This is a genomic window from Marinobacterium lacunae (genome assembly GCF_000705555.1).
In the GTDB taxonomy this organism is placed as follows: Bacteria; Pseudomonadota; Gammaproteobacteria; order Pseudomonadales; family Balneatricaceae; genus Marinobacterium_D; species Marinobacterium_D lacunae.
Genome location: NZ_JMQN01000045.1, coordinates 25,431 through 38,819 on the forward strand (window position 1 = coordinate 25,431; position 13,389 = coordinate 38,819).

The 13,389-nt window shown below is 59.5% G+C and carries 9 protein-coding genes; 6 read left to right on the plus strand and 3 right to left on the minus strand.

Annotation, left to right across the window (positions count from 1 at the left end):
- Positions 1 to 93 precede the first annotated feature (93 nt).
- Together glpK and ADIMK_RS14935 are read left to right on the plus strand one after the other, a co-directional pair.
- A complete protein-coding gene (gene glpK, locus ADIMK_RS14930; RefSeq protein ID WP_036189906.1) occupies positions 94 to 1,596 on the plus strand; it encodes a glycerol kinase GlpK in 1,503 nt (500 codons plus the stop codon).
- 6 nt (positions 1,597 to 1,602) lie between these two features.
- On the plus strand, positions 1,603 to 3,216 hold the full coding sequence (locus ADIMK_RS14935) for a glycerol-3-phosphate dehydrogenase/oxidase (protein ID WP_036189907.1): 1,614 nt from the start codon (positions 1,603 to 1,605) through the stop codon (positions 3,214 to 3,216).
- Here ADIMK_RS14935 and ADIMK_RS14940 read toward each other — a convergent pair.
- Together ADIMK_RS14940 and ADIMK_RS14945 are read right to left on the minus strand one after the other, a co-directional pair.
- Entirely contained in the window at positions 3,213 to 4,376 is a 1,164-nt protein-coding gene (locus ADIMK_RS14940) for a DesA family fatty acid desaturase (RefSeq protein WP_036189908.1), read from the minus strand. The genes ADIMK_RS14935 and ADIMK_RS14940 overlap by 4 nt on opposite strands.
- A 137-nt stretch (positions 4,377 to 4,513) precedes the next feature.
- Positions 4,514 to 6,472, minus strand: coding sequence for a sigma-54-dependent Fis family transcriptional regulator (locus ADIMK_RS14945; protein WP_036189909.1), 1,959 nt, complete (start codon positions 6,470 to 6,472; stop codon positions 4,514 to 4,516).
- A 369-nt stretch (positions 6,473 to 6,841) separates the two neighbouring features.
- Here ADIMK_RS14945 and ADIMK_RS14950 point away from each other — a divergent pair, with 369 nt between their 5' ends.
- The 4 genes from ADIMK_RS14950 (at position 6,842) to secB (ending at position 12,479) form a co-directional block, all read left to right on the plus strand.
- Positions 6,842 to 8,983 (plus strand): hydantoinase/oxoprolinase family protein, encoded by a 2,142-nt coding sequence (locus ADIMK_RS14950; RefSeq protein WP_036189911.1) that lies wholly within the window; start codon positions 6,842 to 6,844, stop codon positions 8,981 to 8,983.
- Positions 8,984 to 9,048: 65 nt separating this feature from the next.
- On the plus strand, positions 9,049 to 11,379 hold the full coding sequence (locus ADIMK_RS14955; protein WP_081849807.1) for a hydantoinase B/oxoprolinase family protein: 2,331 nt from the start codon (positions 9,049 to 9,051) through the stop codon (positions 11,377 to 11,379).
- Between the two features lie 73 nt (positions 11,380 to 11,452).
- Positions 11,453 to 11,950 carry an acetone carboxylase subunit gamma gene (locus tag ADIMK_RS14960; protein ID WP_036189912.1) on the plus strand — a complete coding sequence of 166 codons (498 nt, stop codon included), beginning with the start codon at positions 11,453 to 11,455 and terminating at the stop codon, positions 11,948 to 11,950.
- A 76-nt stretch (positions 11,951 to 12,026) separates the two neighbouring features.
- The gene (secB, locus tag ADIMK_RS14965) at positions 12,027 to 12,479 is read left to right on the plus strand and encodes a protein-export chaperone SecB (RefSeq protein ID WP_036189913.1); all 453 of its coding nucleotides are present in this window, start codon (positions 12,027 to 12,029) and stop codon (positions 12,477 to 12,479) included.
- On the opposite strand, the gene ADIMK_RS14970 is transcribed toward secB, so the two are convergent.
- Positions 12,458 to 13,366, minus strand: coding sequence for an EamA family transporter (locus ADIMK_RS14970; RefSeq protein WP_231517061.1), 909 nt, complete (start codon positions 13,364 to 13,366; stop codon positions 12,458 to 12,460). The two genes, secB and ADIMK_RS14970, sit on opposite strands and share 22 nt — an antisense overlap.
- Positions 13,367 to 13,389: the final 23 nt, after the last annotated feature.

Here is a 13,389-nt window from a genome sequence, read left to right on the forward strand (position 1 = left end):
TCACTGCCACAGGTCGCCATCAACGGCGTGAAACGGGCAATCCGGTAATTGTTTCTATACTGAGCTCAGAGGATAGCAAGATTGGAGCGATGGATGACCAAAAGACACTGCATACTTGCACTGGATCAGGGCACCACAAGCAGCCGCGCCATCCTGTTCGATGAAGATGCTCGACCGCTGGCTTCGGCCCAACAGGAGTTTCCCCAGCTTTACCCGCATGACGGCTGGGTCGAACATGACCCCGAGGAGATCTGGCACAGCGTGTTGAGTGTCATGCGCAAGATGCTCAGCTGGGCGCAGACACATGAACGAGAGGTTGTCGCGCTTGGCATCACCAACCAGCGCGAAACCACCCTGCTCTGGGACAAAACCACCGGAAAGGCGGTATATAACGCCATCGTCTGGCAGGACAGGCGTACGGCCAAGTTCTGCGCATCTCTCAAGGAACAGGGTCATGAAGAGTCGATACAGTCACGGTCAGGGCTTCTGCTTGACCCCTACTTTTCCGCTTCGAAGCTGAACTGGATACTTGAGCATGTGCCAAACGCACGCCGACGGTCCGAACGCGGAGAGCTCTGCTTCGGCACCGTCGACAGCTTCTTGATCTGGCGTCTGACCGGTGGCCGCCAACACCTGACCGACGCGACCAACGCTTGCCGCACAAGTCTTTACAACATCCACAGCGAGCAGTGGGATCCTGAGCTGTTACGGCTTTTCGACATCCCCACAACGGTACTGCCCGACGTTCAGGGTTGTGCTGCAGAGTTCGGCACCACCGATCCCGACCTGCTCGGCCGCGAGATTCCCATACTCGGCGTAGCAGGCGACCAGCAGGCGGCCAGTATCGGTCAGTGCTGCTTTGACAGGGGTGACATCAAGAGCACCTACGGCACCGGATGCTTTGTGCTGCTCAATACGGGGGATCAGGCCATTCGCTCCCGCGAGCGGCTACTGACGACCATCGCCTACAGACTGGATGGAAAGACCCAGTATGCACTTGAGGGCTCGATCTTTGTCGCAGGCGCGGCGGTGCAGTGGTTGCGCGATGCCCTTGGCATTATCCAAAGCGCAGAGGAGACCGAGTCACTGGCCGCCTCGTTACAGACAAACCTCGGTGTGTATCTTGTCCCGGCTTTTACCGGCCTTGGCGTGCCTTACTGGGCCCCTGATGCACGCGGTGCGCTTGTGGGGCTGACACGCGCGGCGGGCCGTGCCGCTATCGCCCGCGCCGCACTTGAAGCCGTTGCCTATCAAACCCAGGATCTGTTTGCCGCGATGGCCCGAGAGGGGATCACGCCCGCCACCCTGCGCGTCGATGGCGGCATGACGGCCAACAACTGGCTGCTCCAGTTTATCGCCAACATTCTCAACACCGAAGTTCTGCGCCCTCAGATTACCGAGACAACAGCACTGGGCACGGCCTATCTGGCGGGCCGACAGGCCGGCGTGTATGGCAACCAGTCTGAGTTCGCGAACACATGGCGCTGCGATGCGCGCTTCGAACCGGGTATGAGCGCGCTTCTCCGCAACCAGTTAATGGCTGGCTGGCACGATGCGGTCCACCGCGTACTTGCACCCAACCAGACCAAAGGGTGACTCCCGTTGAGTCTGCGCACGCATAACCTGGCCCGGCTGGAGCAAGAAACCTTCGATGTGCTAATTCTCGGCGGCGGCATCAACGGGGCGGTATCCGCTGCCGCATTATCGGCCCGCGGTCTGCGCGTGGCGCTTATCGACCGTTCGGACTTCGCGGCCGAAACCAGCTCCAACAGCTCGAATCTGGCCTGGGGCGGCATTAAATACCTTGAAAGCGGTGAGCTACTGCTGGTCGAGCGGCTCTGCCAGAGCCGCAACCGACTGAAGCGCGCCTACCCCTCCACCGTTCAGGAGATTCGTTTTCTAGCCACGCTGCAGAAGGGGTTTCGCAAACCCGCATGGATGCTCTACGCCGGCACTCTGCTGTACTGGGCACTGGGCCGCTTTCACACCCGTGCACCACGACTGCTCAGCCGTCGTCAGTTGCGACAAAGGGAAGCGGTGATCGACGACACTCGCGCCGTGGGTGGCGTCGAATACTCGGACTGCTATCTGCAGGATAACGACGCCCGCTTTACCTTCAACTTTATCCGCGCGGCCATGGACCATGACTGCGTTGCCGCCACCTATGTCGAGGCACAGCGCTGTGACTGGATCGAGGATCACTGGGCGGTAGAGGCGCAAGACCGCGAAGCAGATGCCCGGCTGCAGATTCGGGCGCGGGTGCTGATCAACGCCTGCGGCCCCTGGGTCGACAGCCTTAACCGCACCGCTGGCATCGACACCCGCCACCACCATCTGTTCTCCAAGGGCGTGCATCTGATTGTCGATCGGATCACCGACGGCAACCGCATTCTGACCTTCTTCGCCAGTGATGGCCGCCTGTTCTTTGTCATCCCCATGGGCACAAAAACCTGCATCGGCACGACCGACACACAGGTCGACCACCCGCATGCCAGAGTCGAGGACACCGACCGGCAGTTCATTCTCGACAATGCCAACGACCTGCTGCAGCTTGAAAAGCCCCTGACCACCGCCGCTATCATCGCCGAGCGCTGCGGCGTTCGCCCTCTGGCCGTGGCCAACGACGATCAACAACGCGCAGATTGGGTACGACTGTCCCGCAAGCACGAGATCGATATCGACATATCCCGTCGCCATCTGAGCATATACGGCGGCAAACTCACCGATTGCCTGAATGTGGGCGATGAGATATGCCGGGCCGTTTCAGATCTTGGCATCCCCCTGCCCCACGCCAGTCGCCGCTGGTATGGCGAGCCCCATATCAGCGTTTACCGGGAGTACCTGCATCAGGCGAGTCTGATGCAACTGGACGGGATGACAGCGGCCAGCTCCAGTGAAAAACTCTCAAGCAGACTCTGGCGTCGCTACGGGGCCAATGCGCTGGAGTTGCTGGATGGGATCAGGTCCAACCCTGACTGGGGTGAGCTGCTGATAGAGAATGCCGAGTATCTGCGCGGCGAGATTGAACTGGCCGCCCGCCGAGAGATGATCACACGACTGGACGACTTCCTGCGCCGGCGCTCGAAGATCGCGCAGGTCGTGCCCAGGGATGAACTGCTGAGATCACCCGGGCTCTACAAGGCGTGTGTCATCCTTTTTGGCGATCAGGCAGAGCAGAAACTCAAGGCCTATGTTGACGCTATGGAGCCACGCTAGAGCGTCACCCGGGCCCGCTGTACCTGAGAGGCCCGCATCAACTGCTCGGCAAACTCCTCAAGCGCTGCCACACCTGTTTCACGCGCGTCCACACACCACTGATGCAGCGCATGAGCCAGACCCTCGCCGGAGCGCTCCGGCAGGCGCCAGATATCACGTAGTCGGTGCTGAAAATCGTACACCACGGCAAGCCGCTCACTGGCCGACAGCGAGCTTTGTACGCGTGCACGCTGTGCAGCCGTGAGGCGATCCTGCTCTCTGAGCAACAGCCAGCGTGCCCGTCTGAACAGCTGTCGCATCGCCGGACCCTGCAAGCGCGCCTCTCGCTTGAGTGTAGGCAAAATCACCTGACGTCCATAGAGCCTCAGCAACTGCAGGCGGTTCATCGCCCCTGAGGCATTCAGCACCGGTTTCTGGATCAGCGATCCCTCGCGCACACGCGCAAGCCCAAGCGTTGAGAGCAGCCGAATATAAAACCAGCCGATATCGAATTCAAAACCGCGACAGGAGAGGCGTGCCGACATCGGTGCAGCATGGTGGTTGTTGTGCAGTTCCTCGCCGCCGATCAAGAGGCCCAGAGGTATCAGGTTGCGCGAAGCATCCTCGGTTTCAAAGTTACGATAGCCAACCCAGTGCCCCAGACCATTGATGACACCGGCCGCCCAAAAGGGAATCCAGATCATCTGCACCGCCCAGATGGTGAGGCCCAGCGCGCCAAACGCGATGAGGTCGATCACCAGCATCAGACTGATGCCCAGGTAGGGGTAGCGGTTATACAGATTGCGCTCAACCCAGTCATCGGGCGTGCCCTTGCCGAAACGCTCCAGCAGTTGCTGATCGCTCAGCGCGTTGCGGTACAGCTCGGCCCCCTGCCAGACCACTCTGGCGATACCCCGCACCTGTGGGCTGTGCGGATCCTCCTTGATATCGCAGAAGGCATGGTGCTTTCGATGAATCGCGACCCACTCTTTGGTGACCATACCGGTGGTAAGCCAGAGCCAGAATCGCATCATATGCGCAGGCAGCGGATGCAGCCTGACAGAACGGTGCGCCTGAGAGCGATGCAGAAAGATCGTGACCGATACGATGGTCAGGTGGGTCAGTGTCAGGGCTACCAGAAGATAGCCCCACCACGGCAGGGAGAAGAGGCCTGTTAGCATGTTCAGCTCCGGTCAGGTGTTGTGGATTAGGCGAACCTCGACTTGCGAACAGGCCGATGGAGATGACGCCACTCTCCTTAGGTTAGTCTGAAGCTGCCTACTTTTCGTTCAATCCGGCCACTTTCAATGTCCGGATATCACCGACCAATATGGTATTTTTTCAACTTGATATACAGCGTGCTCTTGGCAATTCGCAGCTGCTTGGCAACCTGAGTCAGGTTTCCACCCTGCTCACGTATCGCCTGAGAGATCATCTCCCGCTCGGCCCGCTCAAGAGGGCTTATCGCAGGATCATCACCGGCCGGGGCTGGGCAGGCTCCGCGAAAATCGGCGGGCAGGTCAACCGGTGTCAGAGTATCCTCTTCCGAGAGGAAAAACGCCGTGGTGACAACATTGGCCAGTTCGCGAATATTGCCAGGCCAGTCATGCGCTTCAAGCAGGCTTAACAATTCAGCCCCCAGACGTTTGACCGGACGGCCATGCTCCTGAGCTAACTGGTTAAGCATAAAGTCAGCCAGATACCCGATGTCATCCCGACGCTCTCGCAACGGCGGAATGGTTAGCCCCATCGATGACACCCGGTAGTAAAGATCCATGCGGAAGCGCCCTTCGGCGACCTCCTGCGTCATATCGCGATTGGTGGCGGCAACCAGCCGGAAGTTGACCTTGCGCGGTGTGGTTTCCCCAACGCGGCAGATCTCAGACTCCTGTAACACGCGCAGGAACATCGGCTGCAGGTCCAACGGCATTTCGCCAATCTCGTCCAGAAACAGCGTTCCGCCGTTGGCCGCCTCGATCTTACCGACCATGCCCCCACGACGTGCGCCAGTAAAGGCCCCGTCGGTATATCCGAACAGCTCAGCTGCCAATAAGTCGCGGGAGAGTCCTCCGCAGTTGAGTGCAACGAACTTGCCATCACGGGTCGGGCCCGTTTCATGTATCGCGCGAGCAAACAGCTCCTTGCCGACACCGGTTTCACCCTGAAGCAGTATCGGAATCGGTGCCTGCGCCAGTCGGCGGGCTTGCGCAACCGTTGTCTGGATCTGGGGGCTGCAACCGGCAATTCGGTCAAATCCCAAGATTTCTCCGGAGAGCACATCTGCTGTAGACGCCGTCGCTTGCCGCTGCGTAGCGCCCGGCAGCGGGATAACCGCGAGGTAACCAATGGCGTTACCGGCATGCATCACCGGCTCAATCCAGTTCAGATCGAGCTTCTTCATCAGCGGCGTAGCCTCCACCACAGCGGATTCGGAGCCAAGGTGAGACAGCGGGTTATAAAGCGAGAGCTCGGCATTGATTCCGCGAACCGCCAGCACCCGCTCGGCCATGTTGTTGGTGCGCACCAGACGGCCATTGGCATCGAACAGCAGTACGCCATCGGAGGTGTTGCGGGTAAACCGGTCGACGGTCAGACCCAGCAGCAGATCCCGGCGGCGTAGCTGGAACTGCGCGAGCTGGCCTTCTATGCGCCGCGCGCCCGATATAGCCAGCGCCAGACAGTAATCGTGCTGAGTATGCTTGAGACCCGAAATATTCACCGCGCCGCGGATGGCATTGGTAAAGGGATCGCGGATCACCGCGGCGGAACAGGTCCAGCAACTGATATCGTCGCAGAAATGTTCGTAAGCGTGCACCTGAACCGATGCATTGACGCTGAGCGCGGTGCCGATTGCGTTGGTACCGGCGGCCTGCTCTTGCCAGTCGACACCCGGCACAAGGCTATAATCCTGTGCCAGATCCAGCGTAACCGGATCGCCGTCACAACTCAGAATAACGCCGGTGGGCGCGACAAGATGCATGATTGTGCCCGAATCGGCCAGCAGCTGATGCGCCTCACTCATGATGATATCGGACGCGGAGATCAGCTCCTCGTTCTGTAACCTGAGCTGTTCAAGATCGTTGTCGTTGAGACAGTCTCGGTGCTGTATGCGCGGATCCACATCATCCGCCAGGCAACGTTGCCATGAGGATTCGATGACCGAACGCACTGTATTGAGAGGCAGCGGCGCTCCGGACAACATCCGGTCCCGGGCGGCAGCTATGCGCGATGGCTGTTCGACCGCTGTGGACCCTTTTACCAGAAAAAGCTGGGTCATGAGGTAATCACCCCGTCTTATTATTCTGCGAGACCGCCGATCATTCTCTGCCTCTTCGCAGGGGATTACAAGCGATCGGCCATTTGCCCCTGAGACAGACAGCCTGCCTCAGCAAAAGCATTCGAATACCGTCCTGCGACCGTCTGATAATCGAACTCCTCGCACTTACCCGAAACCACACCCGTAATTAGAAACTCACGACATTTCAACGCCTTATAAAAAAATTCAGCCATTGGCACAGCCGTTGCGATAGCAGACACGAGGTCGACACGCCCCGCGTCCGGCCCGGTCGATACCGCACTGGCAGCCGGTGTTGCCATTTCGTGAGGTGATCGACGTATCGGATAACAATAACTAGAGGATACGAACTTGAACCAACTATCCAATCCCGTAGAAGTCATGGGCATCGATGCCGGCGGCACGATGACCGACACCTTCTTTGTCCGGGCAGACGGCGAATTCGTCGTCGGCAAGGCACAGAGTAATATCAACGAATCTCAGGCAGTGCTCGAATCAAGCACCGACGCATTGGCCCACTGGGGCCGCAGCGTCGAGGACGTGTTCCCCGAGATGGTTACCTGTGTGTTCTCCGGCACCGCCATGCTTAACCGTGTGGTCGGTCGCAAGGGGCTGCGTACCGGTTTGATCGTCAGCAAGGGGTTCGAGGATTTCCACCGCATGGGGCGGGCAATCCAGAGTTACCTTGGCTATGCGTTCGAGGATCGCATCCATCTCAACACCCACCGCTACGATCAGCCTCTGGTCGAGATCAAGGACACCCGCGGCGTGACCGAGCGGATCGACTCCCAGGGCAACGTGGTAATTCCGGTGCGTCTGCACGAGGCACGCGAGGCCGCGCGCGAATTGATCGAACAGGGCTGCAAGGCGATCGTGATCAGCCTGCTCAGCTCCTACCTCAACGGCAAGCATGAGCGTGACGTGCGCGATGTATGCCTTGAGGTGGCCCGCGAGAAGGGTGTCGATATCCCGGTGTTCGCATCTGTCGATTACTACCCGGTGCGCAAGGAAAGCCACCGTACCAACACCACCGTGCTTGAAGCCTACGCCGCCGAACCCTCTCGCGCGACACTGGGCACCCTCAGTGACAGCCTCAAGGATTGCGGCGCATCGTTCGATCTGCGCGTGATGGCCAGCCACGGAGGCACCATCAGCTGGAAGGCGAAAGAGCTTGCGCGCTCGCTGGTATCCGGCCCCATCGGCGGCGTTATCGGTGCCAAGTTCCTCGGTGAGCGGCTGGGTTACGAGAACATCGCCTGTTCTGACATCGGCGGCACCAGTTTCGACATGGCGCTGATCACCAAGAACAACTTCGCCATGCATCAGGATGGCGATATGGCCCGACTGGTACTGTCACTGCCGCTGGTTTCAATGGACACCATCGGTGCCGGAGCCGGCAGTTTTGTTCGAATCGATCCCTACACCAACTCAATCAAGCTCGGCCCCGACAGTGCCGGTTACCGCGTTGGCACCTGCTGGCCGGATGGCGGCGTTGACACCGTATCGGTGACCGACTGCCACATCATTCTGGGGTACCTGAACCCGGACAACTTCCTCGGCGGCATCCTCAATCTGGATGTGGAGCGCGCGCGCCAGTCGATCAAAACCCAGATAGCAGACCCCTTGGGCCTCTCGGTTGAAGATGCGGCATCCGGCGTGATCGAACTGCTCGATCTATCCCTGCGCCAGCATCTGCGCGCAATGATCACCGGCAAGGGTTACAGCCCGCGTGACTTCGTCTGCTTTTCCTATGGTGGCGGCGGTCCGGTACACGCCTACGGCTATACCAAAGGTCTCGGCTTCAAGGAGACCATCGTCCCGGCTTGGGCAGCAGGCTTCTCGGCCTTCGGCTGCGCCACCGCCGACTTTGAATACCGTTACGACAAGAGTGTCGATATCGGCATTACCCATGAGTCCGGTGAAGCCGAGGTAGAAGCGGCTGTGGGCACACTTCAGGCGGCCTGGAACGAGCTGCGCGAGAAGGTGCTCGAGGAGTTCCGCATCAATGGTTTCACCGACGACGAGGTCACCCTGACACCGGGATACCGCATGCAGTACCTCGGTCAGCTAAACGATCTGGAGATCGACTCTCCGCTGGCTGCGCTCTCCTCGGCCGACGACTGGAATGAACTGGTGCAAGCGTTCGATGACACCTATGCCCGTGTATATGCCAGCGCCGCACGCTCTCCAGAGCTGGGCTTCGGTATCACCGGCGCGATTCTGCGCGGCTCGGTCGAAACCAAGAAGCCGAACATTCCAGAGGAGCCGGATGCAGGCCCCACCCCGGCCCCCGAAGCGTCTTTGGGCTCGCGCCCCTTCTACTACGAGAAGAAATGGGTCGAGGCCAAGCTCTACAAGATGGAGCTGCTCAAGCCCGGTAACGAGATCAAGGGGCCTGCGGTCATCGAGTCCGACGCCACTACGTTTGTCGTGCCCCCGGGCTTTGAAACCTTCCTCGACGTCAACCGGCTGTTCCACCTGATCGAGCGCTAACGCGCACAGCCGCTTACGTTGACTGCAACGAGTCGACAACAACTATAAGAGACGAAGGCTTAACCATGACAATCATGAAAAATATCACCGACGGCAATGCCGTCGGGAGCCTGCTGAAAAGCGGCCTGTCCCTGAACGATCACCGTAACCTGATCCTTCAACGCACCAAGGAGACCGGCTTCTACGACGGTCGCAAAAACCTCGAGCTGAAGGAGTCTGACCCGATCGCCTACGAGCGTATCTTCTCCAAGCTGCGCGCAGGGCTTGTCAGCTCCCGCGAAGTGGCGAAGAAGATCGCCGCCTCCCCCATCGTGGAGCAGGAGGGCGAGCTCTGCTTTACCCTCTACAACGTGGCCGGAGACTGTATCGCCACCTCCACCGGGATCATCATCCACGTAGGCACCATGGGCGCCGCGATCAAGTACATGATCCAAAATAATTGGGAAGCGAACCCCGGCATCAACCCCGGTGACATGTTCACCAACAACGACTGTCAGATCGGCAACGTGCACCCCTGCGATATTGCCACCATTGTGCCGATCTTCCATGACGACACGCTGGTGGGCTGGGTTGGCGGCGTAACCCACGTAATCGATGTGGGCGCCGTGGGCCCAGGCTCCATGTCCAACGGACAGATTCAGCGCTTTGGTGATGGCGTGCAGATCACCTGCCGCAAAACCGGTGTTAACGACACCCCGTTGCGCGACTGGCTGCACGAGAGCCAGCGTAACGTGCGTACGCCTAAATACTGGATTCTCGATGAGAAAACCCGTATCGCCGGCTGCCACATGATCCGTGATCTGGTGGAAGAGACGATCCGCGAAGAGGGCGTCGAAGCGTATGAGCAGTTCGCCATGGAAGTGGTCGAGGATGGCCGTCGCGGCCTGACCAGCCGCATCAAGTCGATGACCATTCCCGGTACATACAAGACCGTCGCGTTCGTGGACGTACCCTACTCTCACGAGGATGTAGCGGTACCCTCTCCGTTCGCAAAGGTGGACACCATCATGCACGCCCCGTGCGAGATCACGGTGAAGCCCGATGCCACCTGGCGCCTGGACTTCGAAGGTTGCAGCCGCTGGGGTTGGCATACCTACAACGCCAACCCTGTGGCCTTCACCAGTGGTATCTGGGTGATGATGACGCAGACACTGGTGCCCACCGAGCGCATCAACGACGGTGCCCGATACGCCACCGAGTTCCGCCTGCCCAAGGGCACCTGGACCAACCCGGATGACCGCCGCACTGCCCACGCCGATGCCTGGCACTTCCTCGTGTCTTCCTGGAGTTCCCTGTGGCGCGGTATCAGCCGTTCTTACTTTGGCCGCGGCTATCTGGAAGAGGTTAACGCCGGTAACTCCAACCCCTGTAACTGGCTTCAGGGGGGCGGTATCAACCAGGAGGGCGAGATCCACGCCGTCAACAGCTTCGAGACCGCCGCATGCGGTACCGGCGCCTGCGCGGTGAAGGATGGTCTCAACCACGCTGCCGCAATCTGGAACCCTGAAGGCGATATGGGCGATATCGAGATCTGGGAACTGGCCGAGCCGCTGCTCTACATGGGCCGCACCATCAAGACCAACTCCGGCGGTTACGGCAAGTACCGGGGCGGTCTGGGCTTCGAGACCCTGCGTATGGTCTGGGGCTCAGCCGACTGGACCATGTTCTTCATGGGCAACGGTTACATGAACAGCGACTGGGGCCTGATGGGGGGCTACCCCTCCGCCACCGGTTACCGCTTCGAGGCGCATGAAACCGGCTTGCTCGATCGCATCCGCGACGGTATGTCCCTGCCGCAGGGGAAAGACCTGAACCCGGATATGCCGGAGTTTGAGAAACACATCAGCCCCAGTGCCAAGGTGAAACGCGACAAGCAGTGCATCACCACCGAGGCGATCTTCGAAAACGGCGATCTCTACCTCAACTACCTGCGCGGCGGCCCCGGTTTCGGTGATCCGCTGGATCGCGATCCCAAGGCCGTGGAGGAGGATCTCAACCAAAACTTCCTGCTGCCCAGCTATGCCGAGAAGGTATATGGCGTGTCGGCCATGCGCGATGAGGATGGACATTGGGAGGTCGACCTCAAAGAGACCGAAATTCGTCGCAAGGTAATCCGTCAGGCACGCGTTGCCGCCGGTGTGCCGGTACGCGATTGGATGGAGCAGGAGCGCGTGAAGATTCTTGATCACGACGCATCGGTTCAGGTGAAGCAGATGTTCGCATCAAGCTTCGCGCTGTCACCGAAGTTCCTCGCCGAGTTCAAGAGCTTCTGGGATCTGCCGGATCACTGGCAGCTGCTGGAGGAAAGCCTCGGGATCCCGATGTTCGGTGCCAAGCACCACATGGACATCAGCGAGCTGCCGGACGTCCACCCGGTGATCATGACAGAACAGTAAGGATCGGTCGCAATCAGGCACCACGGGGCCGTACAGGCCCCGCTATCCACGAATAATAAGATGAGTGACTAAGATGACTACCTATACCAAGAAACAGGTCACCGACCTGGTTAAAGGCGAGCTGGATTGGGATTCTCTGCACCAGATGCTGTCGATGCCCAAGGACAAAGAGCGTTATGGCCAGTACATGGAGGTGTTGCAGGAGCAGGTATCCTGGGATGACCGCATCCTGCTGCCGCTCGGCCCCCACCTGTTTATCGTCGAGACCGGGGACAATACGCTGGTCACCAAGTGCGGATGCGGCCACAACTTCGGCGATTACCGCCAGAACTGGAAGCTCAATGCACTGGTATATGTCCGCGACAACGAGACCAAGATGAGCGAGGTCTATCCCAAGCTGATGGCACCGCATACCGACTGGCAGGTGTACCGTGAGTACTACTGCCCCACCTGCGGCACCATGCACGATGTGGAAGCGCCAACCCCCTGGTATCCGGTGATCCACGACTTCCAGCCCAACTTGAAGGCGTTTTTCGACTGGCTGGATATGCCAGCTCCAGCTAACGCCTGACGACGTCACCACAACGGATCCCGATGTTCCCCCGGGATCCGTTTTCTCACCGATTCAGCCCGTTAAGGAGCCTTCTATGACCGGTTTCAACACCCATACCCATAGCGAGCCGCACTTCTCGATGCAAAAGATCTACCTCAAAGGTGCCGCATTCGAATCGCCACAGGCCGCCGCCGTATTCAGTCAGGACTGGAAACCGCAGACAACACTAGAGCTGGATGTGCAGCATGAAGCGCTCGAAGGCGGGCGCTATGAGGTGGTACTCACGGTCGGGATTACCGCGCGCAATGCCGATCAACTGGCCTTCACACTGGAGGTTGAGCAGGCCGCACTCTTTCAGATCGCCGGTTTTCCGGACGATCAACTGGAGCAGGCACTGGCAGCCGCCTGCCCAAGCATCATGTTTCCCTACCTGCGAGAAAACGTGGACCACCTGCTGGTCAAGGGCGGCTACCCGGCACTGACGCTGGCACCTGTGAACTTCGACGCGCTCTACCGCGAGCGGAATCAATCAAGTTCGGCTGCCTGAGGTGTGATCAACCGCTTGCGCAATCGCAGGCGGTCACCGAAGACATTGATCATCAGCCCGATCAGAATCAGCACGATGCCGCCAAGCTGAACAAGGCTCAGCGCCTCGCCCAGCACCAGCCAGGCCGTTACCAGCCCCACCACAGGCACCAGCAATGTGAGCGGCGCAACGGTGGATGCCGGATAATGACGCATCAGAAAGGCCCAGCTGCCATAACCGAAAAGCGTCGCGGCCAATGCCAGATACAGCAGCGCACCGATCGACTGCCAGCCGATGTGGGCAAGGCTCGACATCACCAGCTCCGGCCCTTCCAGCCAGAGCGAGAGTGCCAAAAACGGCAGCGGCGGAACCAGAGAGCCCCAGACCACAAGGCTCATCAGATCGACGCCGCCGAGCTGACCGATACGCCTATTCACAATATTGCCAAGGCCCCAACTGGCGGCTGCGGCAATCGTCAGAAAGAACCCCGCCAGCGTCATCGCCTCGGCCGGTGTCGTCGTTGCCAGCAGCGCAAGCCCTGAAGAGGCGACGATCAACGAGATGAACTGCGGCAACCGCCAGCGCTCACCGAGCATCAACAGCGCAAAGATCATTGTGAACAGCATCTGCGATTGCAGCACCAGCGAAGCCAACCCCGCCGGCATGCCCACATACATGCCGCTGAACAGAAACGCGAACTGCCCAAGACTGATCGTCGAACCGTAGGCCAACAGCCACTTCAACGGCAGCTTCGGCGGTTTCACAATCAGCACGGCCGGAAACGCCACCAACGCAAAGCGCAGCGCCCCCAACAGCATTGGCGGCAGCTCATCCAGCCCAAACCGGATTACAACGAAGTTCAGCCCCCAAGCCAGCACAATCAGAAGTGCCAGCCCCCAGTGTTTCACACTCAATGAATCGCTCCTTGAAA

Bases quoted from the DNA above. Each gene is read 5' to 3' on its own strand.
- secB (WP_036189913.1), top strand. From the start codon at position 12,027: ATGACCGGTTTCAACACCCATACCCATAGCGAGCCGCACTTCTCGATG.
- ADIMK_RS14955 (WP_081849807.1), top strand. From the start codon at position 9,049: ATGACAATCATGAAAAATATCACCGACGGCAATGCCGTCGGGAGCCTG.
- ADIMK_RS14940 (WP_036189908.1), bottom strand. From the start codon at position 4,376: ATGCTAACAGGCCTCTTCTCCCTGCCGTGGTGGGGCTATCTTCTGGTA.
- ADIMK_RS14945 (WP_036189909.1), bottom strand. From the start codon at position 6,472: ATGACCCAGCTTTTTCTGGTAAAAGGGTCCACAGCGGTCGAACAGCCA.
- glpK (WP_036189906.1), top strand. From the start codon at position 94: ATGACCAAAAGACACTGCATACTTGCACTGGATCAGGGCACCACAAGC.
- ADIMK_RS14960 (WP_036189912.1), top strand. From the start codon at position 11,453: ATGACTACCTATACCAAGAAACAGGTCACCGACCTGGTTAAAGGCGAG.